Raw genomic sequence first — 23,185 nt, forward strand, 5'->3', positions numbered from 1 at the left:
ATTCTCCTTTTTAGCTGCTTGGCATTAGGCCGGGACAGGTATTTTTGTGGATATGAAAAATTACCTTAAGAAAAAAATGGAAAATGATTGTTGACTGAAATAGTCAGGATGTAGCGGGAATTGCTGAGTATTCCCTGTATCGATTGCAGTTTTTAATTGCGCTATATATTTCTCTTTCAGCACAATAAATTTACTCAGCTTTTTTTCATAAGCAGTCACTTTTTTAGTGAGCGTGGTTTTGTTTCTGGGCGTTCTATCACCCTCAAACTTATTTTTTGCCTTGTTTGCATTCTTGAAAGCGGTATCCAGCGCCCCCAGCGCCTTTTCTATACCGGTACCTTTTCGATAATGTATAAAGAGAAATGTAGCCGTTTCTGCAACTTTTTTCTTGCCTGCCAAGGTTTCAACTTCAGTTTTGGTGTCTATCCATTCTTCTTTCCATTTGCCTTCGGTTAAAGCCAGAAGTTCAGCTGGCAATAATATCAAGAACAGACTCACAATCAATCGCTTAAATAAAGCACTCATGATATTTTCCCCTTGAAATATTAACGTTATCAATCAGTTTATTTTCAGGCTAACGGGCTAAACAGCCCAAAGCCTGTATCAAATTTATGGACACCTGTTTATCTAATGTCGATTAGCAAATGCTCTATCGATAATAGTAGGATATAAACACTTGTTTAACCATATCAACCGATAACTAAAACCCGCTAGGAGGTTGTCCGAGAATAGCAAAATCAATGATTCTGCCAAAACTAACTCATTATTTATCAATGTGTTAAAAAACTGGTTTTTTGAAAAACTGAATTCTTGGACAGCCTCCTAGGAGGCTGTCCGAAAACACAATACCTACTGCGGAAAAGCTGGATTTGGTCAGATTTCTCCCTTATTTTCGTTAAATATACCCAATATTCGCCTCAAATAATGAAAAAATCTGCCTCAAACCAGCCTTCCCTCACTACGGCCTCTGTTCTCGGACAGCCTCCTAGAATAAGCAAACTGATGCTCCCCTAAGGTAAGCGCTAAAGTATTCATCCGAATAATTTATGGTGTTTTCTGATGTTATAATGCCCAGCCTCTTTTTATTCCTGATACAGACACATGAACGGTTTTGATGCGCAAGCGACAACAACGGTTACAGACCATGACATCCAGACGGAAATAAACCGGATTCTGCAAGATGCTGATTTTGATACTTGGCACCAGGATAGTTGGACGCAATGGTCGGCGCAAGATACGCCCTCTGAAGAAACGCTGGATATGCTAAGTGGCTTCAATAGCTGGGTTTTAACGTTTTCACAATTGATGGAAATGGCGTTGTGGCTGGTGTTTCTGGTTGCTTTGGTAGTGTTGGGCTGGTTTTTATATCGTAGTTTTATTCAAAACCAGGCGATTAAGTTCATAAATTCAGATAAACGCCATGTATCTGATGCTGAATTATCCGATCTGATTGCTGTGCCTAAACAAGCTGATTTACATGATCCCCCCACGCAAGCATGGCGTTTGTGGCAACAAGGTCAGCACCGTGAAGCACTGGGTTTGTTATATCGCGTCAGCTTATCCGGTTTACGCGCACAAGGCCTGGAAATTAAAGATAATATGACTGAAGGTGAGTGCCTGCGCCTGCTGGCAGAATTGCCCTCGGTAAGTACCCGCGATTATATTAGCCATTTGTTCCGTGCCTGGTTGTTTCTGGCATACGGGCATCAATTGCCGGACAGTGACAAAATGCAGGACTTCTGCCAGCACTGGTCAAGGCATTTTAAATTGGCTGAAACATGAACATCATGCCTTCCTATCGGCGCTTATTATTATGGGTGTTAATTGCCTGCGCTTGCCTGAGTGTGGGATTTGTCAGTAGTTGGACGCTAAATCATCTGGAAACTGTTGTGGAATTTGAATATGACAGCTATCGCGGTGAGGCGCAGAAAAACCCCTTTTTAGCCGTGCAGCGTTTATTGGATAGCATGGACGTTTCTTCTCGCACTTCCCGACATATCCCTAAATTTCATAAATTATCTAATGAGACGATTTTAGTCTGGGTGGAAGGCCGCAGACCGATGAGTTTTGATGAGGCGGGAGCGGCGTTGGCCTGGATAGAACAAGGTGGGCATTTTATCGGAGTGAGTTCTCATGTCGCTAATCGTGAGACAGATGAGGGGGATGTATTATTAGTAAAACTGGATATTTTACAAAATGAAAATCAATTATCAACGACAGATGCGGTAGAAAAAGAACAAATCATGCAGCCTTCTTCTTTTGTTTGGCGCGAGCGTGACTGGCAAATCAGCTTTAATCGTAATTATTATCTGGAAAGCGCATTGCCCCTGGATTGGTGGATTGCAAGCGAGCAGGGTAAACATGTTTTACACCGCAGCATAGGCGAGGGCGCAATCACCTGGGTCAGTGATTTGTGGTGGATACAGAATGTCTATATCGGTCAGAGGGATCATGCGTCTTTTTTCTGGCATCTGCTGCATCAGCATCATCAGCCCAGCCATGTACAATTTGTTCACGGTAAACGTTATACCCTGGAGGCTTTTGAAAATAAGATACGGGTTAAACCAGAAGCTGGAACATGGTGTGAAGATTGTGAAGAGGATGCGGGTTTTCTATTGCTGTTGCGGCGTTTATGGCAACATGCTTCAACGCTGCTGATCAGTGCCGGGGTTTTGCTGTTATTAGTGATCTGGGCGGCCAGCCAGCGTTTTGGCTCGGTATTGCCGGTAGCGCAGCCCGTGCGCCGCCGCTTATTAGAGCATATTGAAGCCAGTGGGCGCTTTTATTGGAAACACCGGCAAGTCAAAACCCTGCTGTCGCCTTTACGTCAGCAGCTTAAGCAGGAGATTGCGTTGCATCACCCAGGCTGGGAACAGGAGACCATCAGCAAGCGCGTGGCATTTCTGGCACAACTGTGCCAATTATCCACCGACAATGTACGTTTGGCTTTATATCGTCATGATATTCACGCTTCAGCAGAACTGACCCAGGCTGTAAAGCTATTAAAACAAATCAGGAACCAATTATGAGTGAGCAGGCGATAGCACAGGCCAGTAAAACTTTGCAAAACATTCGTGCGGAAATCAGTAAAGCTGTGGTTGGGCAGCAGGCAGTTATCGATCAGATTCTTATTGCGCTATTGGCAGCGGGACACACTTTAATTGAAGGCGTGCCGGGGCTGGGTAAAACCTTATTGGTGCAGGCGCTGGCAAAAACCATACAAGGCACGTTTCGGCGCATTCAGTTTACCCCGGATTTAATGCCCGGTGATATTACCGGTCATGCCATGTATGACATGAAAACCGAGCAGTTTCGTATCCGTAAGGGGCCGGTATTCACCCATTTATTATTGGCTGATGAAATTAATCGTGCACCTGCTAAAACCCAGGCTGCGCTGCTGGAGGTGATGCAGGAGCAACAAGTCACGATTGAAGCGCGCTCATTTCCCGTCACTGCACCGTTTATGACCCTGGCAACGCAGAACCCGATTGAACAGGAAGGCACCTATCCGTTACCGGAAGCACAACTGGATCGTTTTCTATTTAAGGTTTGTATGGATTACCCTCAACCAGAAGAGGAAATCCAACTGTTGCAACAGGTTACGCAAAGCTGTAGTGGGGAAAGCCTGGATGTCAGTCAGGTCAATGCCGTGATACCACCAGCGACTGTGGTAAAGTTGCAACGAACAGCAGCACAGGTGCAAGTAGACAGTAAAATTCATGAATATGTTGTGCAGATTGTCTCTAATACACGACAATGGTCTGGGATTAGTAATGGTGCCGGGCCGCGTGGTGGTATTGCCATGATTCGCGCAGCGCGGGCGCGGGCCTTGTTAAATGGACATAATTTTGTTACCCCGGATGATGTCAAAGCAATCGTGTTACCGGCATTGCGTCATCGAATTTTACTTTCCCCGGAATGGGAAATTGAAGGTCATGACGCAGATGCCGTATTAAATAACTTATTAAGCCAAGTCAGTGCACCTAGGGATTAAGGTTTTCAGTGTTAATAAAGCCGGGTTAATACACATGGGTGTTGCGTATACGCAACATTTTTTGATTTGTGGTTTTTTTGTAGAAAAATTGTTGCATTTTTTATAATCCCCCCCTATAATGACTCATGTTCAAAAGAAATACGTCATATAACTCTATGATTATTAATCATTATATGATGCTTTTTAGGTCGTATTGTTGTTTGCATGGTGGCTTACTCCTTTTGTTTTGCCCACTATGGCTGATAGATACACGGTAAGAAATGTCTCCCGGTGCAAAGTGCAAAGCGGGATATGGATTTAGAAACAAACTATTTTAATCATTTTTGGAGACTGGTAATGAATAAAAACCTTCTGTCTTTGGCAATTATTGCTGCAATGTCAGCACCTTTGGCAGCTCAGGCTGAAATCAAATTAAGCGGCACCCTTCAAGCTGAGGTTGGTAGCTTGGAAGTTGGTAATGGTGATCGTCAAACCGTTACTTCCAACACCATTGGTGGACATGGTAGCCCAAACAAAATGCGTTTTGATGTCAGCCACAAATTAGGTGGTGGTCTGACTGCAATTGCTCGCATGGACTGGTCATTTGGTGCTTTTGGCAATAGTGGCGGCGCAAGCAACTTCACTAACCGTGAAAAATATGTTGGCTTGAAAGCTTCCATGGCTTATTTCAAAATGGGTCGTCTCCAGGGTTTATACAAAACTTCTACCCTGGGTTATGACAAATGGGCAGGTACCGGTCTCCAGGCACGTCATGGTGGCGGTGGCATGAGTGGTGGCGCATATGGTCACACAGGCTTTATCAATAACGCATTGGAAGCAGGCTTCAAAGCCAGTGGTTTCAAAGGCGGTCTGCAATATGTTGCTGGCGAAAATGACGGCAACGAAGGCAGCTATCTCGGCGCACTGCAATATGGTAACAAAGCTTGGGAAGTGACTGCATCAGCAGCGCATCTGAATAATGATGCCAATAATACCGACGGTACCAACTGGAAACTGGCTGGTAAAGCTAAATTTGGCAAAATGTATATGGCACTGCACTACGAAAGTGTTGAGCTGGGTGACCACAATATGGGTATCGCCGCTAAATCTGACGGCGTAGATTCTACCGATTATCTGATGGGTCAAATTGGCTACAGCATTGGTCGTATTGACCTGAATGCTTGGGTTGCTGGTATCAAAGCAGGTGATAACGCCGGTTCTGACGCAACTTCCTATTCTTTAGGTGCTAAATACAACTTCAGCAAAAAAGCTAACGTTTACGCAGGTTGGCATAAAGCTGACAGCGACAACGATGCTATTGATAACGAAGCATTTATAGCTGGTATGCGCGTAGGTTTCTAATCTAGTATTAGAATTTACCTGCAATAAAAAAGGGGCGCTTAAAGCGCCCTTTTTTTATGTCTATACTTAATTAAAGTTTAAGGATATTTTCCTGGTAATCTTATAAGTAATGAAAATAATTCTTAACTCAGGTTAATTATTTATGCACGCATTCCAAAAATCACTTACCCTGCCTCAACCTGAGCAAGCATTGCCAGGGCGCAGTGCTGTTATGCCTGTACCCTCTCAACATTTTGTGCTTGGGCATACGCTGCTCCCTCCTTTTCCTGAATCAACGGAACAGGCTGTTTTTGGTCTGGGTTGCTTTTGGGGTGCGGAAAAATCATTTTGGCAATTGCCAGGGGTATATAGCACTGCTGTGGGTTATAGTGCAGGTTACACAGCAAACCCGACTTATGATGAAGTGTGTACCGGGAAAACCGGGCATAATGAAGTGGTATTGGTCATTTACCATCCCCGGCAAGTTACTTATAGCGATTTATTGACACATTTTTGGGAATCACATGATCCCACGCAAGGTATGCGCCAGGGTAATGATACAGGTACTCAATATCGCTCTGCTATCTACACCCATTCTGAAATGCAATTGATGCAGGCGCAAGAGAGCCTGCAACGTTACCAGCAAGCGCTAAATGCCGCACATTTTAATGCCATTACCACCGAAGTTTGTCCTGCCAAAGATTTTTACTATGCTGAGGAATATCATCAACAGTATTTGGCAAAAAATCCACAGGGTTATTGTGGCTTGGGTGGCATCGGCCTTGCTTTTCCTGCGGAATAAACCATGTTTGAGCAGTCGCAAGACGATAAAATTTATGTAAATTTACATCAACCGTTACAGGATTTTCGCTTTGATGCGCAGGTTGCCGCCGTTTTCTCGGATATGATTCAACGCTCAGTACCAGGCTATTTGGAACTTATTCAACTGATTGGCCTCATCGCCCAGCGTTATGCACAGGCAGACAGCCATGTTTATGATCTGGGTTGTTCTTTAGGGGCAGCCAGCTTATCAATGGCACAACATATTTCACATAAAAGCTGTACAATTATTGCGGTGGATAATGCCCCGGCGATGATAGAAAAATGTCAAACCACTCTGCCACAACACAGTCCGGTTCCTTTGCAATTGCATTGCGCGGATATTCTCAATTTTCCCATAGAGAACGCATCCATGGTGGTATTAAACTTTACTTTGCAGTTTATCAAACCTGAATTACGTTTGAGTTTATTGCAACGTATCTGGCAGGGAATGCGCTCTGGTGCAATACTGGTTTTATCTGAAAAGTTGCATTTTTCTGACAATGAAACAGAAAGCTGGCAGGATGTTACGCTGACGGCATTACATCATGATTTTAAACGCACCAAAGGTTATAGTGATTTGGAAATCAGTCAAAAACGCAGTGCCATCGAAAAAGTATTGTTACCTGATACCTTGGCAATTCACCAGCAACGTTTATTCGATGCCGGTTTCTCTGAAGTCGCACAATGGTATCAATGCCTTAATTTTGCTTCGATTTTAGCCAAAAAACCCTGATATTATGCCAAATACTGACTATTATGCTGATTATTATCAGGATTTTGTACAACAACTGGCAAATGATCTGCAATTACAAGGCTGGGCTAAACAACTGCCTGCACAAATTACGAGCCGCTTTAATCCTCAGCAGCACGCCAAGTTCCAAGACTGGTTACATCTGCTGGAAAATTTACCAAGCCTCACGCCAACCCCTCTTCAATTAAATCAAGCCCTGGTCAGTGTCGGTGAAAAACTGCCAGAAGAGATAAATAAGCAACTGAGTGCCGCTTTTCATGTATTACACCCCTGGCGCAAAGGGCCATTTTCAATTCACGGTGTTCATATTGACAGTGAATGGCGCTCAGATTGGAAATGGGCGCGCCTGGAGCAGCAAATCAGCCCACTGAGTGGACGCCGGGTATTGGACGTGGGCTGTGGCAACGGTTATTACGGTTGGCGTATGATGGGTGCAGGGGCTGGCATGGTAATGGGAATTGATCCCACGCTATTACATGTCATGCAGTTTCACGCAAGTGCGCATTTTTTAGGTAAACAACAGAATTTTTCTGTATTACCGTTAGGCATTGAGGACGTGCCGGAAAAATTACGGGCTTTTGACAGCGTATTTTCCATGGGAATTTTATATCATCGTCGTTCTCCCATTGAGCACCTGCTGCAATTGCGTGACTGTTTGCGCCCCGGTGGTGAATTGGTGCTGGAAACCCTGGTCATTGATGGTGATGCAACTCAGGTTTTAGTCCCTGAAGGGCGTTATGCGAAAATGCGCAATGTCTGGTTCCTGCCGAGTACGCAGGCATTAAAGGTCTGGTTACAGCGTTGTGCTTATCAAAATATTCAACTGCTGGATGTCACCCCCACCCGCGTTGACGAACAACGGCGCACAGCCTGGATGCAATTTGAATCATTAGCAGATTTTCTGGATCCTGACGATGCCAATAAAACCATTGAAGGACTGCCTGCGCCGAAAAGAGCTGTTTTTCTGGCGACCGCACCTTAGGAATTAGGTAACTTGCGCAATAGATTTTTTCTATAAAAATAATGAAAAAGATGTAAGTGTTTCATATAAATAATTTGGATTCGATATAAAATAGGGCGTAGAAATAATAATAGCAGGGGAGCAGGCCATTAATGCCTCGATTTACCACTAAGCTGTTCACTGATTTAGCCATCTGGATGATAATATTCGGATTATTAACAGGAATTTCTTTTCCTTTTTTTGCTTTATGGCTGGGCTTGCCAGCGCAGCAAATACTCACGCCTAAATTCTGGATGGCCACTTTAGGGGCTGGTTTATTGCTTGGCACCATTAATTATATGTTAGCAAGGCGTGTGGTGCGTCCGCGTTTACAATTATTAGCCAATCACATGCATGTGGTGGAAAGCACCATCCGTGATGCCACCTTTTCCGGCAATTGGCGTCATTGCAGCACGGAACACTGCCGGGTTGCAGTGGATTCCAATGATGAAATCGGAGAAAGCGCGCGGGCTTTTAACGACTTGGTGGAAGCCTTGTTTCGTTCTAAAGAAGTCGAGCAGGCAGTCAGTGATTTCTCAAAAACCTTATCCAGTCAATTGGAACTGGATTTGTTATCCTCCCAGGCTTTGGAAATGTTACTACAACATACCAATGCCTTGGCCGGGGCCTTGCTGATTGAAAAATCCGGGCGCATGGAAGTAGTAGCGCAACATGGTTTGGATAACCCCGCAGCGCTGGCAGACAGTGATTATGTGCGCAAGGCCATGCGCACCCGCAAAACCCAGTGCGTTGAATTCCCTGAAGGGGTGCAAGTGGAAGCGGTCATGGCGCGGTTTTGCCCAAAAGAAATTATTGTGACCTCGGTAGAATTTAAAGAAAATTCTCTGGGTGTGATCATTCTCGCCAGTAATCAAGCATTCAACCCTGAAGTCAGTTGGCTGCTGGAATTATTTCGCCAGGGTTTTGGTCTGGCACTGAATAATGCTTTAATTCATGCGCATTTACAACATATTGCTGCTTTAGATGCTTTAACAGGTGCGTATAATAGACGTTTCGGCATGGCGCGTCTGCATGAGGAATTTAACCGCAGCAATCGTTCCAGCGCCCCTTTAGGGCTGATAATGGTGGATTTGGATCATTTCAAACACATCAATGATACTTATGGACATTTAATTGGGGATCGTGTCCTGCATCTTACCAGTGATTCTATCCGTAATTCCCTGCGTGGCGGGGATTTAATGATACGTTATGGTGGTGAAGAATTTTTAGTGGTGCTGCCTGCGGCTAAACTTAAAGAAGCGACTGACATTGCAGAGCGCATTCGTTGTATCATTGCAAAGCTGAATGTACAAGATGGTGAGCAAACTGTACGCTTGACTGCCAGTTTTGGTGTCAGTGCTTACCCTGAAGATAACGCAATCGATATTGAAGAACTTATCAGCCATGTTGATACGGCGTTATATCAAGCCAAAGCACAGGGGCGAAATCAGGTGGTTATTGCCAATACCAATCCCGGTTCAACGTAAGTTGATCTTTTTTGTCACTTAAGATACAAATCTGATAAGGTTAATCAGGAGAATATACCAGTGAGACAAGGCGATATTATTCGGCTTATCGTGATTGAAGAATCTGCTAATGATGCAGAAATGATTCTTAATTCATTACGCAAAGCGCGTTTTCCCATCCGCCCAAAACATGTTGAAGATGAGGAAGATTTGCTGGCGGCATTAAGTGAACAGGAATGGGATTTAATTATTTCTGTGCCGGAGATCCTTGATTTTACTGTGCAAAGAGCAGCAGAGTTGGTAAAAACCTCAAAGCAGGATATACCAATTATTGCTTTAATCAAAAAGTTCTCGGATATGACCGCCTTGCTTGCCGCGAACATCCACAGCGTAATCCCCAGAGATGATACAATTTCTTTGCAATATGTCGTGCGCAAAGAATTAGACGATCTGGAAACCCGCCTGAACTTACGCCATATGGAGCAGTTATACCGGCAAAGCCAGCAACAGAACGTCAGCCTGCTGGAAACCTCCCGTGATGCCATCAGTTATGTACATGAAGGTATGCATATTCACGCCAATCCCTCCTACCTGGAAATGTTTGGTTACAAGGATATGGAGGAGTTAGAAGGGATGCCGGTGATGGACTTGGTGGCACCGGAAGATCACGCTAAATTTAAAGAATTCATGCGTGAATACATGATCGATGAAAATGAGGAAGACAGGGATATCGAGCTGGTTGGGTTTCGCATTAACCAGAATAAACGCCAGAAATTCAAACTCAAACTGGAAGTCAGTAAAGCACTGTATGATAATGAAAAATGTATACAGATTATTATCCGCGAACAACTGCACAGCAAAGAAATTGAACAAAAACTGAAAGAAAAATTCAGTCGGCTTGATACATTGACGGGCTTGATCAATCGCCAGCATTTTATGCAGTTGTTGGATAAAGCCCTGTCTAAAGCGATGGAAAGCCATACCCGCAGCCTGGTATTATTCATGCGCCTGGATAATTTCACCGAAATTCGTCAGCGTGTTGGTATTGGCGGTAGCGACCCCATTGTGATCAATGTGGCAAATGCACTGAAAGAAGCCTTGCCTAATGTGGTAATTTCGCGCTTTGGCGATGTGGCTTTTACCTTTTTATTACATGATAAAGACCTGAAACATGCGCAAGCCTTTGGTCATAAAGTATTAAAAATTATTGAAGGCTGCGTGACCGAGCTGGAAAATCAATCCGTAGTGACCACCTGTAGTATTGGTATCGCCCAGGTATTGGCTTCTGCTGGCACACCACAAAGCATACTCAGTGATGCACACGCCGCCAGCAAAGTGGCGGAGAAAAATGGTGGCAACCAGATTGAAGTTTACAAAGCTGTTGTTAAAGCGTCTGATAATAAAGATGCAGAACTGAATAATGTCGCCAAAATGATTGAAACCGGGATAGAAGAAAAACGCTTCTCACTGGTTTATCAACCGATTGTCAGTCTGCGCGGTGAAGAAGAGGAAATTTTTGAAGTCCTGCTCAGAATGGTGGATGCCAATGGTAAAAACGTACCGCCAGGCATGTTGTTTGCCGCTGCGGAAAAAGCCGGACTTACCTTATTACTGGATAAGTGGGTGTTGCGCGAAGCCGTGCATGTCGTACATGATCGCGGTGGTACTAAACACAATACCCACTTGTTTATCAAGTTATCTGATCAGGCAATCAAAGACAGTGAGGTACTGATATTTATCAAAAAACTGTTAAAATTAGGGCATGTCACGCCAGAACACTTGACCATTGAAATCAGCGAAGCTACGGCAATCAGTCAGATTAAATTTGCCAAGGCATTTATTACCCGGCTAAAACAAATGGGTTGTAAAGCAGCGCTGGAGCACTTTGGCACGGGGCTGAACTCAGAAACAACCCTGAAACATCTGCCGGTAGATTATGTCAAAATTGACTCTTCTTATGCCAAAGGCTTATCCAGTAACGCTGAACACCAAACCTCAGTGAAAAAAATTGTAGAGCTGGCGCACTCTTTTAACAAATCTGTGATTGCAGAAGCCGTGGAAGATGCCAACAGCCTGACTGTTTTATTCCAGTCTGAAGTTGATTTTGCGCAGGGGCATTATATTCAGGAACCTGATCCACGTATGGAGTATGATTTTACAGGATAGGATATGAGTTTAGCACCAGCTTCTTTCAGTGCTAAAAGTACTGAAAACCGCTTCCACCTCAGGCTTTTTTTATTTTGAAAGCGATAATTTTTTATAATGAATTTTCCTGTGCCAGTGATGATATTGCCGGAAGCGTTTATCAACAGGGTTATCATGACTTTGCTGGTGGTGTTTAAACCGCAGTGGGTGAGTAGTTTTCAGGATAAATATTATTTACAGTTTACGGTTTACGGTTTACGGTTTACGGTTTACGGTTTACGGTTCCATTTTAATACAAACGCATGATTGTCAACGCATAACCGACAACTGCCAACCGTAAACTGCCAACTGTAATGGTCAAATACTGTTAGGTCTACATCAAGTTTGGGTTAGTATCAGGTTATTATTGCCTGGGAGGAAAAAACTATGGGTTTATGGGATTTTGTTAAAAGTGAATTAATCGACATTATCGAATGGCTGGATGATTCCAACGATACCCTGGTGTACCGTTTTGAACGCCACGATAATGAAATTAAAAATGGCGCAAAACTGATCGTGCGTGAAGGTCAGGTTGCAGTTTTTGTCAACGAAGGGGAAGCCGCTGAACGGGTTGACATGAAAACCTTTGAACCGGCAGACGTATTCACCCCCGGCACTTACACGCTGGAAACGGCTAATCTGCCGCTGTTATCCACCTTAAAAGGCTGGAAATACGGTTTTGACAGCCCGTTTAAAGCCGAAGTGTACTTTTTTAACACCACCCGTTTTACCGATCAGAAATGGGGTACGCCCAACCCGATTATGTTGCGCGACCCGGAATTTGGCCCGGTACGCCTGCGTGCTTTTGGTGCCTATTCACTGAAAATCAAACATGCACCCACCTTATTACGGGAACTGGTGGGTACCAGCGCCCATTTTTCAGTACAGGATATTTCCGATCAACTGCGTAATATCATTATCACCCGTTTTACCGATGTGCTGGGAGAAAGCAAAATTCCAGTCTTGGATCTGGCGGCAAACTATGATGAACTCGGTCAGTTTATTGCTGAGCGCATGGGTGGAGAATTTGAAGAATACGGCCTGGAATTAACCAAGCTGCTGATCAGCAATATATCATTACCACCAGCCGTGGAAGAAGCCCTGGATAAACGCACGCAAATGGGTGTGCTGGGCGATTTAGGCAAATACAGCCAGTTTCAGGCTGCCGAGGCGATGGGAAAAGCTGCGGAAACCCCTGGCGGCATGGCCAGCGAAGGCATGGCAATGGGTGCAGCCATGGCAATGGCAAACCAGATGAGCCAGAATTTTCAACAGCCTCAGCAACAAGCACAGGCTGCACCAGCCGCTGCCGCGCCACCTCCACCACCACCGCAAGCTGCCTATCACCTGGCGGTAAATGGGCAAACACTGGGGCCTTATGATATGAATGCCTTGCGCCAGCAAGTCAGCTCAGGCACCTTAAAACGAGAAACGCTAGTATGGAAACAAGGTATGAGCGGCTGGACGGCAGCCTCTGAAGTGGCAGAATTATCCGGTTTGTTTGGTGCCATGCCACCACCACCGCCACCACCGATGCCATAAACTATAAACCGCCTTTAGCCACGCAGTGGCTAAAGGCGGTTTATGGTTTAGCCAGGGATTAAGATCAGTTTTTTGAGTAAAAACACTCAAATCCAGTACAAAATATTACTATACATTTTATTACTGATAAATACCCAAATGAAACACGCCCTTTTCTTTATCAGTAATTGTTCGATTGAAATATGAATGACTTACAGGAAAATTATCGGTATATCTTATAAAGGCTGTATTGTAAAAATTTCTTAAAATAAAATTAATAAATAACTCTGGAGTTAATGGGTTTGAAACGGGAATCCTGCAATTCTTATATTGCCCAAAAGTCACATGTGTTCTCGGATGTTCAAGTTCCTTAAAGTTTTTAGGATCATAATCAAACCGGATAGGAAAAGTAACAATGTTTTTTGCTAAAATATCAGTATAAAGTTCGTCATTTTCATATAATTCTGGTTCATTTTGAAAACTTTCTAAATTTGGCGATGGGAAAAAAGCTAAACGATGTGAAATCAATTCCTTGTTTTTATACTTGTAAAGCAATTGAATTAATGCACCATCAATCATTTTTATATTATAGTTTTTTGTTTCTTCTAGTTTTTTATAAACTTCTTCATATGCTAAATTTTTCATCGCAATAGAAATATCATTAATTCCAGAATATGAAATAACTCCATTCTGATTGGAAGGAAAGTTTTGTTCAACAGATAAACTAACCTCAATCAATTTTGAGGTGATTTCTTGGATTTGTTTATAGATAATATTAGGTTGTAACATTATTAAAGAAGTTTCTTTAATTGTTTTCTAATATCTTCTGGCAAGTCTTCTTTATGTAAATTGCCATTAGTTAAACTAGTAAGTAAGTCCTTTAGTGTTGCTGATTTTTTATCTAAATTTTTTCGTTCCTGTATACTCATATCACGATTAACTATGTTTAGTTCTTTGCGTTCTCCTGCTGTAGGATACACAAACTGTAATTCAAAATTGTTTCGTTTTACCTCTTCAAATTCTTTTTGTAAGGCTTCCATATTACTGCCATAGCCAATGACTCGAACCCATGCCTTACTACGAGTTAGAGCAGTAAACAACATATTTCGTTTTTGAGTCCTATTAGAGCCATCAAAACATTCATGGGCATTAATTATATACACCATAGAAGCTTCATTTCCCTTGGCTCGATATATTTGTGTAAATACAACTGCATCATTACTAAAGAATTCATCAGGTGTAGTAGTTACACCTGCTAGATTTGAATTAATATTTTTATTAAAAAGCGCTGTTCTAATTGTGCCTACAGCGCGTTTAGCAGTATATGGATCGGGGTGAATGACCATAATATCATCCAGCTTTAATTCATCATTTGTTATATTTTTTTCAATTTCAGAAATTAAATATTGCGTTTGTTCTTCAGGACTACTGAGTGTTTTAAATATGATAAGGTCATCAATACTAAAATTTCTCTCTAAAAAATCAGGGCTAGACTGCTCATCTCTGTATAGGGTTACCTTCTGACCATCAGCAAGCTTACCATTCTTAATTTTATACCCAACATCTTTCCACAATTGATGTTGTTCAAACATCTGAATCAAGCCTTCTTTTCGGTATATTCCAAAACCTAGAGCATGAGCAGTGGCTAATATGGGTCTGGAATTACGATAACAAACATCTAAAACAATATCCTGTTTTGGTTTTCCAGAAATATTTTGCAATGAAACTAATAGGTTTCCTGTAGAGTCAGAACCAAAAAGTTCTTCTGGTGATGGCATTTGTTTATTACTAATATTTTGCAACTCATCATAAGCATAAACCAAACGTTTTGGTTTCTTCAAAATACTATAACAAAGTCTCAAAAAATAAGGTGAAAAATCCTGTGCCTCATCAATTAGAATTACATCATATGTTTTCTGATAATCTTTTATTTCATTAAATGCATTTTCACATGCGATATCAAACCCCTTTCCATAGCCAGTTGCACGAGCTTCGGCTGCCTTAAAATCAAGATATTTAATATTATGATTCAAACATAATTCATAATATACACCTCTAATTGATGGGCTTCCCCAAGCATGAATAATGTCAATTTTATCCCAATTTGGTTCTTCATTAATATGTTCAAATATAAAGAGGTTTATAAAATGTTTGAACTGATTTTTTAGTGCCCGACTATTAAATGTTACCGCTATTTTCCAATCTGGATTTTTTGCATGTAAATAAGCAACTTTAAGAGCCAAGACAATCGTTTTTCCTGATCCTGCTAAACCTCGTATTCGTTGAACACCTTCAACAGTTTCAATAACAGCTGTACTTTGATAACGATCTAAATTAGCAATTGAGTCCTCAAGTACTTTTAATTTAGCACCTCTCGATGTCGGTTTTTTAACATAATCACGTTTATTTCTACGTCTAATCGTTGTTATAGACTGAATGACAGATACCAGTTTTTTATATTTTCTTTGATTACTCCAAGTAATAGCATTTAAAAAATTTTCTAAATCTGTATCAGAAACAAGAATAGGATAATCTGACTTAATATTTGAATGGTTTTTCCATACAGGAGCAAAAATAGGAACATTAAGCTCAACAGCAAGTTTTCGTTTATCTGTTAGCTCTTTATGGAGTTTTAATTTTGATTCAAACTTTGTATAGCTTTCATCTTGTATTTCTTCAAGTTGAATCTTATTATCATATGCTCCTTCGATAAGATGAAAAATAACTGCACCATGCTGTTTTGAGACGAGCAATGCATCAATTTGATACCCACCGTCTATGGCTCCTATGATTGGATAACCTAGATATAAATAGCCTTCAATGTCGGTATGTTTTTCAAAATAAGCCGCTAACCTTTGGCTGCTTATTGGTTTACCCGTCCCACCTCTAACAACAATCATTATTTATCTCAATTAATCATTCTATGTAATATTATTTTTAACAACAAAGTTTTCATATTTAGTTTACTCTAAATGACAGGCAGTAAAAAAGAGTGCTTTATTGCGTAACCAGTATAAATTTTTTATCCAAAATGACTGAAATTTTGTACAGATTATCAATAACCTGGCATAAGATTTAGGCTTCATTCATAGATATACGTTATGGATGAAGCCTAAGTTGAGCTCAAGTTAAATAACTTCCTATTTTAGAAATCACAGTGTCTAAAGTAGTGTGATTTCTAATAACGATAATGCTCTGGTTTATAAGGCCCATCAACCGGAATATTCAGATATTTGGACTGAGCATCAGTCATCTGAGTCAGGTTAATACCCAAACGTTTCAGATGTAAACGTGCAACCTGCTCATCTAAGTGTTTAGGCAGTACATACACTTTCACGTCATAATTTTCCGGGTGATTCCATAATTCAATTTGAGCCAACACCTGGTTGGTAAAAGAATTGGACATCACAAAGCTGGGGTGACCGGTGGCGCAACCGAGATTGACCAGGCGGCCTTCCGCCAAGACGATCAGACGTTTGCCATCAGGGAAAACCACATGATCGACCTGGGGTTTAATATTTTCCCAGGTATATTGACGCAGGCTGGCAATATCAATTTCAGAATCAAAATGCCCGATATTACAGACGATGGATTCATTTTTCATCGCTTGCATGTGATCATGGGTAATCACATTAACGTTGCCTGTGGTGGTAACAAAAATATCACCCATGCCAGCGACTTCACCCATATCAACGACGCGATAACCTTCCATTGCCGCTTGCAGCGCACAAATTGGATCGATTTCAGTCACCCATACAGTTGCGCCTAAGCCACGAAACGCCTGCGCGCAGCCTTTACCCACATCACCATAACCTAACACCACGCAGATTTTACCGGCAATCATGACATCGGTGGCACGTTTGATACCATCAACCAGAGACTCACGGCAGCCATATAAATTATCAAACTTGGATTTGGTGACAGAATCATTGACATTGATAGCGGGCACTTTCAAGGTACCGGCTTCCACCATTTCATACAGGCGATGTACGCCGGTAGTGGTTTCTTCAGATAAACCGCGCACCTCTTTCAGCAATTCCGGGTATTTATCATGCATCAGCAGCGTCAAATCACCACCATCATCTAAAATCATATTAGGCCGCCAGTCATTTGGGCCAAAAATGCTTTGTTCTATGCACCACCAGAATTCTTCTTCACTTTCTCCCTTCCAGGCAAAAGTGGGAATACCGGCTTCTGCCATTGCTGCCGCCGCTTGATCCTGGGTGGAAAAAATATTACAGGAAGACCAACGGATTTCAGCGCCCAGGGCGGTCAGGGTTTCCATTAAAACCGCAGTTTGAATGGTCATGTGCAGACAACCGGCGATGCGTGCGCCTTTGAGCGGTTGCTGTGTTGCATATTCTTCACGCAGGGCCATCAATCCCGGCATTTCAGTTTCTGCAATTGCAATTTCCTTGCGTCCCCATGCGGCAAGATTCATATCTGCAACTTTATAATCCGGGCTTAAGTTGACAACCGCTTGCTTACTACTCATTCATTGTTCTCCTGTTATATGCTAAAAATACAGCATCAATGTTTTCAAATCTGAAAAATATCAATAAAAATGATCTATTATAGCGGATTCTGTCAGTTTTTATCCGTTCAGGAAGCAGTGAAAAAATAATAAATATTTATCCCCTTACCAGGAAACCTTGCAATGAATGACCCCCTCATTGAGCCACAAACTGAAACCCATAATACCCACAAAGCCCTCTCTGCACCGAAGTTATACTGGATTTGGGGGATGCTTTTTATGCTGTTGCTGGGCTTGAGTATCTTCATCGGCAGTGCATGGATGATTTTGAATTATCAGCAACAAGCCCATCAAGACACCCAGTCTTATAAAGCCTATGATCACCATGTCATGTTACAGGCACAACTGGCGATGGCACGCCTGGAATATCGCCTGCAACTGGCTAACCTGGATCCTGAAACAGTTGCTGAAGATAAAACCCGCGCATCCTTACCGCAGCAAGTGGAAATCACCTGGTCACGATTTAATGATTTAATCAGTGGACAAAATGCACAACGACTCTTAAAAATAAAAGGCTTAAAAACTTTTATCCGCAAAATATTAACAGAACTGGATTTGCTGGAATCAAGTTTGCATGATTCTGAACCTGATTATGAACAACATCTGCTTTATCTGGATCAACTCAAGAAAGAGTTTGCAGCAGATTATACTAATTTGCCAGCGCAACTATTACCCATTTACAAAGATGAAAATAAAGCATTACGAGAAGTACAATCATATTATTTTAAGGCGCTGATTTTAACCAGTTTGCTAGTATTTGTATTATATGGCATTGTTTTATTTGGAATTTTCAACATCTTAAAAACCCGGAGTCAATATACCCATGAACGCATCGAAGAATAGTTTATTTATTTTTCAAAGCGCTTTGATCTTAGCTGTCAGCCTGTGCTTACTCTTTATAAGCAATCTGACCTGGGCTGAGGCCTTGCCTGTGCCTAAGGATCGGGTGATTTTAACGATTGAAGGTAATATCAACCAGCATAATGTCAGCAATACCGCGCAGTTCGATCTAAAAACGCTGGAAAAGTTGCCCATGCAAACCATTAAAACCACCACCCGCTGGACCAATGGTGAGCAGATTTTTCAGGGGCCTTCGGTCAGAAACCTGATGCAAATGGTGCAGCCCGGTGGCAGTCAAATTAAAGCCACGGCACTGGATGGTTATAGCACCCCCTGGATGACAATTGCTGAACTTGAAAATTATGGCGTCATACTGGCGATTAAAAAAAATGGGAATTATTTGCGTATTCGCGATAAGGGGCCTATCTGGATGATGTATCCCATGCATAGTTATCCCGGCTTAAAAACCGACTTATCCACCCAGTACAAACTCATCTGGCATTTGCGTTCTTTGCAAATCAGATAAATAACCTAAACCCCACGGTGAAAATGCTGAAAATTCCCACACAGCATAAAGTGGTATAGAAGATTACAATCGAAGATTACAATGATAAGTCTGAATCGTGCGGTCATTACCTGCGCTTAGAATCTGTTGCCCATCCGGGCTGAATTGCGCAGTATTCACAATACCCTGATGATTTTTCAACACTTGTTTTAATATCCCGTCTTCACAAGACCATAAGCAACAAGTGTGATCATCGGATGCTGTCACCAACCATTTACCATCCGGGGAAAACCGGGCATCATTAACCGCAGCTTTATGGCCTTGTAAATGATGGCGACACTGACCATCGTTGAATTGCCAGATTTTGGCGCTGTGATCCACTGATGCGGTTGCCAGTAACGAACCATCATAATTAAAAGCCACGCTTTGTATTGCGCCTTGATGGGCTTGGGAAACAGTTAATACAGGCTCACCGCTGCGACTGTGCCAGACGCGCAGGCAACCATCCGTTGTAACCGTTGCCAGCCATAAACCATCTGCGGATAAGGCCGCGTGTTGAATTAAGCGGGAATGCCCAGTCAGCGTGTATAACCATTGGCCCTTGGCAATGTCCCAAATCTGACCTTCGGCGCTGACACCTAATAATTGCTCGCTGTCTGGCACAAACAACAAGGCCCGCAAAGATAAGCCATGATCTTTAAAAATATAGACAGGCTGGCGGCTACTGGTTTCCCAGACGCGGACAATATTATCACCCAAAGCCGTCACCATGCGCTGACTATCAGCGGAAAAATCAACAATCAAACGGGTGCTACGGGCATTTCCCCAGGGTTTATGGAGCCAGGGTTTATCTGCCTGCGCAAACGGTTGATACCAATCGGTATCCACCAGGTTATGTTCCTGGCGGTTATGCACATGCCATAAGCTTGCGGCATTATCAATATCACCGCTGAGTATCCATTGCCCATCAGGAGAAAAATTGGCCACCATCAAAGCTTTATGATACAGGTAATAGAGCTTGTCCAACCAATTCAGGCCACGAAAACGCCAGGGGTGCAACTGCGCATCGGTTACGCCGGTATCTTCTGACCATTGTTGCAAATAGGCCAGGGCTTTGCGGCTCTGTGGCGCGCGGCGCAAAGGAATTTGGTTATATAAGGCGCAGGCGCGGTTATCCGGCAAACTGACGGTGGCTAAATCCTGCATAATCATTGTATTTAATTCAGGTATTTTTGCCAGTTGCTGAATGTTTTTCAGCGCACTATCCGGTTCAATTTCCAATTGTAAACGTTGCTCATACCATTGCCATTCCTGATAGGCCTTGTTATTTTCAGGTGTATTTTCAGGTGCTTGCTGCGCAACCTGCTGTTCTAAAAATTGCAGGATCTGCGCTTGCTTCTCCTGTGTATGACGCGCAAAACCCGCGCGTAAAATAGCCAGTATATGTGGGCTGAAATAAAACATACTGCCAGATATCGTGGCTTGATAACTGACTTCTGGTAATGAGAATAAACGAAAAAAAGCATTTTCTGAAAGCAGGCTGCTGAAAAACTGCTGACGTATTTTTTCCGCCAAGCCCAGGGCGCAAGGTGGGGGCAACATGGCACAAGCCTGCACCCATTGCAACGTTGGCCCTAATATGGACTCAATGCGCACGGATAAACGCGATTCATCCCGTTGTTGCATGGGTTTATAAGCAACAGCCTTACCCCTGTTTTCCTGACATAAAAACCGCCCCGCCTGCACCAGACCCTGAGCAGACAAGGGAAACAAGGCCAGACCTAAACGTTGTAACTGTTGTTGACGTTTATCCGCTTGGCGGCTGAGTGTCGGAAAACGCGGCTCCAGACAAACGCAGTGCGGCCAGCGCGCAAGATATTTGGCAACATCCAGTTTGCGGCGGCCCAGCCATTGGTGGCTGTCAGTCAGTAATATAATAATCACCTGTTCACGAAAACTATCTTGTTCATAGAGCAAACCGGGAATATCCGTAATCGCGCAATGCCTGGTTTTAAGCACCAAATTGGGACTTTGTACGATATGGTTTAAGGCTTGCTGTAAATCACTTGCCACCGTATGCCAGGGATTGAGATTGGCTTCCAGGGTATTGATAAGCCAACACTCATGATTAGGGGCTGAGCTTGTGGCAGCACTCGAATAAGTGGCTAAAGACCCGTTTTGCATTATTTGCAGGCTATCTGGTTGCATGTACCTGCTCGCGCTACGGGAAAATCCGTCCAAAGCATCCGCAAAACGTAACAAGCTATGCCTGGGCCAATTCATTTTCAGGCAAAAATCATTGGCAATGGTTTCAGGATGAAAAAACCGGAAACGGGACGTTGTTATTGTTTGGGCGTACAATGACATTGTCTTCACTCCTGAAGAAGAATCAGCTATGCTGTTTAAAAGGTCTGATACGGGTTATTTTCATGGCAAATAGTGAAATTCGCAGCATTCAATGCACGCAATGTGGCGCGCCGCTGGATTTACACGGCGGGCATCGGGTACGCAGTCTCACCTGTACTTATTGTGGCGCAGTCATGGATAGTCATCAAGACTATCAGCTTGTGTACCAGTATAAAAATGCAATGCGCCCCGCCTGCCCATTAAAAATCGGTATGCAAGGCATTATTGAGAATATTGAATTTACCATTATCGGTATATTGCAATATGCCTGTGAAGATAGCGAACACTGGCTTGAACTACAGATATTTTCACCCACGCATGGTTATCACTGGTTAAGCTATGAGCAGGGGCATTTTATATTTAACCGCCGCGTGCGCGATGTGCCACGCCCGACTCAGGTCAAAGGTTTCCGCCTGCGCGGCCCTGCCATATTACACCAGCGCACATTTAAACTCTATGAACAGTATGATGCAGAAGTTCACTATGTGGAAGGCGAACTGACCTGGATAGCACGCAAAGGCGATAGCGTGAATATCACAGAAGCCATTGCACCGCCGTATATACTGAGTTATGAAACCAGCGCAAATGAGACCGAATATTATCTGGGCCAATATCTACCCGGCAAAATGGTTTATGAGGCTTTTGCAATTGAAAAAAGCGAACAACAAAAACCCCAGGGCATTCACGCTGCCCAGCCTTACCACGCACCACTGATTACCGGTTTTGGCAAAACCAGTAAATGGTTTGCCTTATTGAATATACTGCTGGTATTACTGTTATTATTTCTGGGGCAAGGCACACAGCGCCTGCACAACCACTTCAGCGGCAGCAATATGGCTGAGCGGGTGACTTTTACCATTGAAGATGCCAATCATTTACTGGAATTAAAACTGGATACCAATTTACAAAATCACTGGGCCAGTTACGATGTCATCATTTACCAGCAAGATAAAGAAGTCTATTCGCTGAATCGGGAAATCAGTTTTTACGAAGGTCGTGAAGGTGGCGAATACTGGAGCGAGGGTAATAAAGGTGCCAGTGCTTTATTCAAACTGCCAACGGCAGGCGTGTACCAACTTGCGCTGATTGCAACAGAAAGCTCCTTAACAAAGCAGGGCTTTGGAGCTTATGTCAAACTCTATGAAGGGGTGATGGTCAGCCGTTATTTTATGATGCTGGCAGGTTTGATGCTACTGATTTGGGGCTTTGCCTTTTTTCATTACTGGAATTTTGAAGCCAGACGCTGGCAGGCTGTGGAAGAAGACGATGAAGATGATTAAAGGCAATCCAGATGGCTAAATTTGCTTTACTGATATTTGGCAGTTTGACGCTGGGGGCGGCCTATCTGACCGCTTATGATGTCGGGGTGCAGGAAGCATCGGCTTATCACAGTCAAAGCGTGCGCCAGGGCAGCGCCGGGCATAGCCGTTATGGTGGGGGGAAATGAGGTGCTTGGTGTTAGATTTGAATGATAAATTGGTAAAATGGCACTGTCCTTAGTTTCCTTTTTTTCTAAAAAGGAATGTTTCATGAAAACTCTTATAAAAATATTTTTCTAATTATTTTATTTTAATTAATAACAGGAAGTTTAATTTAAAATGACTGTAAAAAATTCATCTGAAAAATTTCACAAAATAATACAGGGAATAAGTAATCAAGATAGAAGGAATATTCTAAAAGAACTAAATTCATTAAAACCAATTCCACCTCTAAAAAATATTTCTGAATTAGATGACAATGATGTCAGCCGCCACATGATTGAAATAATTAAAGATTCAGGTGCAAGAGATAGGCTGCTATCTATTTTTGAGAGCAAGTTTCCAGAAGTAAAGTCAAGTTTTA

20 protein-coding genes are annotated in these 23,185 nt (G+C 42.8%); 15 read left to right on the forward strand and 5 right to left on the reverse strand.

What is annotated here, in order from left to right; all coding sequences use genetic code 11:
- Positions 1-60: 60 nt before the first annotated feature.
- Entirely contained in the window at positions 61-525 is a 465-nt protein-coding gene (locus QUF61_RS16140) for a hypothetical protein (RefSeq protein ID WP_289682626.1), read from the reverse strand.
- A 576-nt stretch (positions 526-1,101) separates the two neighbouring features.
- Between QUF61_RS16140 and QUF61_RS16145 the strand changes: the two genes are divergently transcribed.
- The 10 genes from QUF61_RS16145 to QUF61_RS16190 all read left to right on the forward strand — a co-directional run bounded on the left by QUF61_RS16145 (position 1,102) and on the right by QUF61_RS16190 (position 13,079).
- Positions 1,102-1,782: a DUF4129 domain-containing protein gene (locus QUF61_RS16145; RefSeq protein ID WP_103920369.1), complete on the forward strand. Its 681-nt coding sequence runs from the start codon at positions 1,102-1,104 to the stop codon at positions 1,780-1,782.
- Positions 1,779-3,029 (forward strand): DUF4350 domain-containing protein, encoded by a 1,251-nt coding sequence (locus QUF61_RS16150; RefSeq protein WP_289682627.1) that lies wholly within the window; start codon positions 1,779-1,781, stop codon positions 3,027-3,029. The genes QUF61_RS16145 and QUF61_RS16150 overlap by 4 nt, the downstream gene beginning before the upstream one ends.
- Positions 3,026-3,994 carry an AAA family ATPase gene (locus QUF61_RS16155; RefSeq protein ID WP_289682628.1) on the forward strand — a complete coding sequence of 323 codons (969 nt, stop codon included), beginning with the start codon at positions 3,026-3,028 and terminating at the stop codon, positions 3,992-3,994. Before QUF61_RS16150 ends, QUF61_RS16155 begins: the two co-directional genes overlap by 4 nt.
- 291 nt (positions 3,995-4,285) lie before the next feature.
- A complete protein-coding gene (locus QUF61_RS16160; protein ID WP_289682629.1) occupies positions 4,286-5,335 on the forward strand; it encodes a porin in 1,050 nt (349 codons plus the stop codon).
- A gap of 142 nt (positions 5,336-5,477) precedes the next feature.
- Complete coding sequence (msrA, locus tag QUF61_RS16165) at positions 5,478-6,116, forward strand: peptide-methionine (S)-S-oxide reductase MsrA (protein WP_289682630.1); 639 nt, start codon at positions 5,478-5,480, stop codon at positions 6,114-6,116.
- Positions 6,117-6,119: 3 nt separating this feature from the next.
- On the forward strand, positions 6,120-6,869 hold the full coding sequence (cmoA, locus tag QUF61_RS16170) for a carboxy-S-adenosyl-L-methionine synthase CmoA (RefSeq protein WP_289682631.1): 750 nt from the start codon (positions 6,120-6,122) through the stop codon (positions 6,867-6,869).
- Positions 6,870-6,873: 4 nt separating this feature from the next.
- Positions 6,874-7,869 (forward strand): tRNA 5-methoxyuridine(34)/uridine 5-oxyacetic acid(34) synthase CmoB, encoded by a 996-nt coding sequence (cmoB, locus tag QUF61_RS16175; RefSeq protein ID WP_289682632.1) that lies wholly within the window; start codon positions 6,874-6,876, stop codon positions 7,867-7,869.
- Between the two features lie 131 nt (positions 7,870-8,000).
- Positions 8,001-9,374, forward strand: coding sequence for a sensor domain-containing diguanylate cyclase (locus QUF61_RS16180; protein ID WP_103920362.1), 1,374 nt, complete (start codon positions 8,001-8,003; stop codon positions 9,372-9,374).
- Between the two features lie 60 nt (positions 9,375-9,434).
- Positions 9,435-11,519, forward strand: coding sequence for an EAL domain-containing protein (locus QUF61_RS16185; RefSeq protein ID WP_103920361.1), 2,085 nt, complete (start codon positions 9,435-9,437; stop codon positions 11,517-11,519).
- Positions 11,520-11,924: 405 nt separating this feature from the next.
- Entirely contained in the window at positions 11,925-13,079 is a 1,155-nt protein-coding gene (locus tag QUF61_RS16190) for an SPFH domain-containing protein (protein WP_103920359.1), read from the forward strand.
- 120 nt (positions 13,080-13,199) lie between these two features.
- Here QUF61_RS16190 and QUF61_RS16195 read toward each other — a convergent pair whose 3' ends face one another.
- From QUF61_RS16195 to ahcY, 3 genes are all read right to left on the reverse strand, one after another.
- A complete protein-coding gene (locus tag QUF61_RS16195) occupies positions 13,200-13,847 on the reverse strand; it encodes a DUF2290 domain-containing protein (RefSeq protein WP_103918952.1) in 648 nt (215 codons plus the stop codon).
- A 2-nt stretch (positions 13,848-13,849) separates the two neighbouring features.
- On the reverse strand, positions 13,850-15,958 hold the full coding sequence (locus QUF61_RS16200) for a DEAD/DEAH box helicase (protein WP_289682633.1): 2,109 nt from the start codon (positions 15,956-15,958) through the stop codon (positions 13,850-13,852).
- A gap of 278 nt (positions 15,959-16,236) precedes the next feature.
- On the reverse strand, positions 16,237-17,553 hold the full coding sequence (ahcY, locus tag QUF61_RS16205) for an adenosylhomocysteinase (RefSeq protein ID WP_103918951.1): 1,317 nt from the start codon (positions 17,551-17,553) through the stop codon (positions 16,237-16,239).
- 162 nt (positions 17,554-17,715) lie between these two features.
- Between ahcY and QUF61_RS16210 the strand changes: the two genes are divergently transcribed.
- Positions 17,716-18,435: a hypothetical protein gene (locus tag QUF61_RS16210; RefSeq protein ID WP_103918950.1), complete on the forward strand. Its 720-nt coding sequence runs from the start codon at positions 17,716-17,718 to the stop codon at positions 18,433-18,435.
- Entirely contained in the window at positions 18,416-18,958 is a 543-nt protein-coding gene (locus QUF61_RS16215) for a putative pterin-binding protein (protein WP_103918949.1), read from the forward strand. The genes QUF61_RS16210 and QUF61_RS16215 overlap by 20 nt, the downstream gene beginning before the upstream one ends.
- A gap of 63 nt (positions 18,959-19,021) precedes the next feature.
- Here the strand turns inward: QUF61_RS16215 and QUF61_RS16220 are convergent, their stop codons facing one another.
- Positions 19,022-21,304 (reverse strand): WD40 repeat domain-containing protein, encoded by a 2,283-nt coding sequence (locus QUF61_RS16220; protein WP_289682634.1) that lies wholly within the window; start codon positions 21,302-21,304, stop codon positions 19,022-19,024.
- A 62-nt stretch (positions 21,305-21,366) separates the two neighbouring features.
- On the opposite strand from QUF61_RS16220, the gene QUF61_RS16225 reads away from it, so the two are divergent.
- From QUF61_RS16225 to QUF61_RS16235, 3 genes are all read left to right on the forward strand, one after another.
- Positions 21,367-22,623 carry a DUF4178 domain-containing protein gene (locus QUF61_RS16225; protein ID WP_289682635.1) on the forward strand — a complete coding sequence of 419 codons (1,257 nt, stop codon included), beginning with the start codon at positions 21,367-21,369 and terminating at the stop codon, positions 22,621-22,623.
- An 11-nt stretch (positions 22,624-22,634) separates the two neighbouring features.
- Positions 22,635-22,790, forward strand: a complete 156-nt coding sequence (locus tag QUF61_RS16230) for a hypothetical protein (RefSeq protein ID WP_177428206.1) — start codon at positions 22,635-22,637, stop codon at positions 22,788-22,790.
- Between the two features lie 151 nt (positions 22,791-22,941).
- Positions 22,942-23,185 (forward strand): hypothetical protein (locus QUF61_RS16235; protein ID WP_289682637.1); only part of this gene is annotated, 244 nt, incomplete at its 3' end.

Origin of the sequence: Candidatus Venteria ishoeyi, assembly GCF_030378065.1 — a bacterium.
Lineage (GTDB): Bacteria > Pseudomonadota > Gammaproteobacteria > Beggiatoales > Beggiatoaceae > Venteria > Venteria ishoeyi.

Bases quoted from the DNA above. Each gene is read 5' to 3' on its own strand.
- QUF61_RS16140 (WP_289682626.1), bottom strand. From the start codon at position 525: ATGAGTGCTTTATTTAAGCGATTGATTGTGAGTCTGTTCTTGATATTA.
- QUF61_RS16145 (WP_103920369.1), top strand. From the start codon at position 1,102: ATGAACGGTTTTGATGCGCAAGCGACAACAACGGTTACAGACCATGAC.
- QUF61_RS16150 (WP_289682627.1), top strand. From the start codon at position 1,779: ATGAACATCATGCCTTCCTATCGGCGCTTATTATTATGGGTGTTAATT.
- QUF61_RS16155 (WP_289682628.1), top strand. From the start codon at position 3,026: ATGAGTGAGCAGGCGATAGCACAGGCCAGTAAAACTTTGCAAAACATT.
- QUF61_RS16160 (WP_289682629.1), top strand. From the start codon at position 4,286: ATGGATTTAGAAACAAACTATTTTAATCATTTTTGGAGACTGGTAATG.
- msrA (WP_289682630.1), top strand. From the start codon at position 5,478: ATGCACGCATTCCAAAAATCACTTACCCTGCCTCAACCTGAGCAAGCA.
- cmoA (WP_289682631.1), top strand. From the start codon at position 6,120: ATGTTTGAGCAGTCGCAAGACGATAAAATTTATGTAAATTTACATCAA.
- cmoB (WP_289682632.1), top strand. From the start codon at position 6,874: ATGCCAAATACTGACTATTATGCTGATTATTATCAGGATTTTGTACAA.
- QUF61_RS16180 (WP_103920362.1), top strand. From the start codon at position 8,001: ATGCCTCGATTTACCACTAAGCTGTTCACTGATTTAGCCATCTGGATG.
- QUF61_RS16190 (WP_103920359.1), top strand. From the start codon at position 11,925: ATGGGTTTATGGGATTTTGTTAAAAGTGAATTAATCGACATTATCGAA.
- QUF61_RS16195 (WP_103918952.1), bottom strand. From the start codon at position 13,847: ATGTTACAACCTAATATTATCTATAAACAAATCCAAGAAATCACCTCA.
- QUF61_RS16200 (WP_289682633.1), bottom strand. From the start codon at position 15,958: ATGATTGTTGTTAGAGGTGGGACGGGTAAACCAATAAGCAGCCAAAGG.
- ahcY (WP_103918951.1), bottom strand. From the start codon at position 17,553: ATGAGTAGTAAGCAAGCGGTTGTCAACTTAAGCCCGGATTATAAAGTT.
- QUF61_RS16210 (WP_103918950.1), top strand. From the start codon at position 17,716: ATGAATGACCCCCTCATTGAGCCACAAACTGAAACCCATAATACCCAC.
- QUF61_RS16215 (WP_103918949.1), top strand. From the start codon at position 18,416: ATGAACGCATCGAAGAATAGTTTATTTATTTTTCAAAGCGCTTTGATC.
- QUF61_RS16220 (WP_289682634.1), bottom strand. From the start codon at position 21,304: ATGTCATTGTACGCCCAAACAATAACAACGTCCCGTTTCCGGTTTTTT.
- QUF61_RS16225 (WP_289682635.1), top strand. From the start codon at position 21,367: ATGGCAAATAGTGAAATTCGCAGCATTCAATGCACGCAATGTGGCGCG.
- QUF61_RS16230 (WP_177428206.1), top strand. From the start codon at position 22,635: ATGGCTAAATTTGCTTTACTGATATTTGGCAGTTTGACGCTGGGGGCG.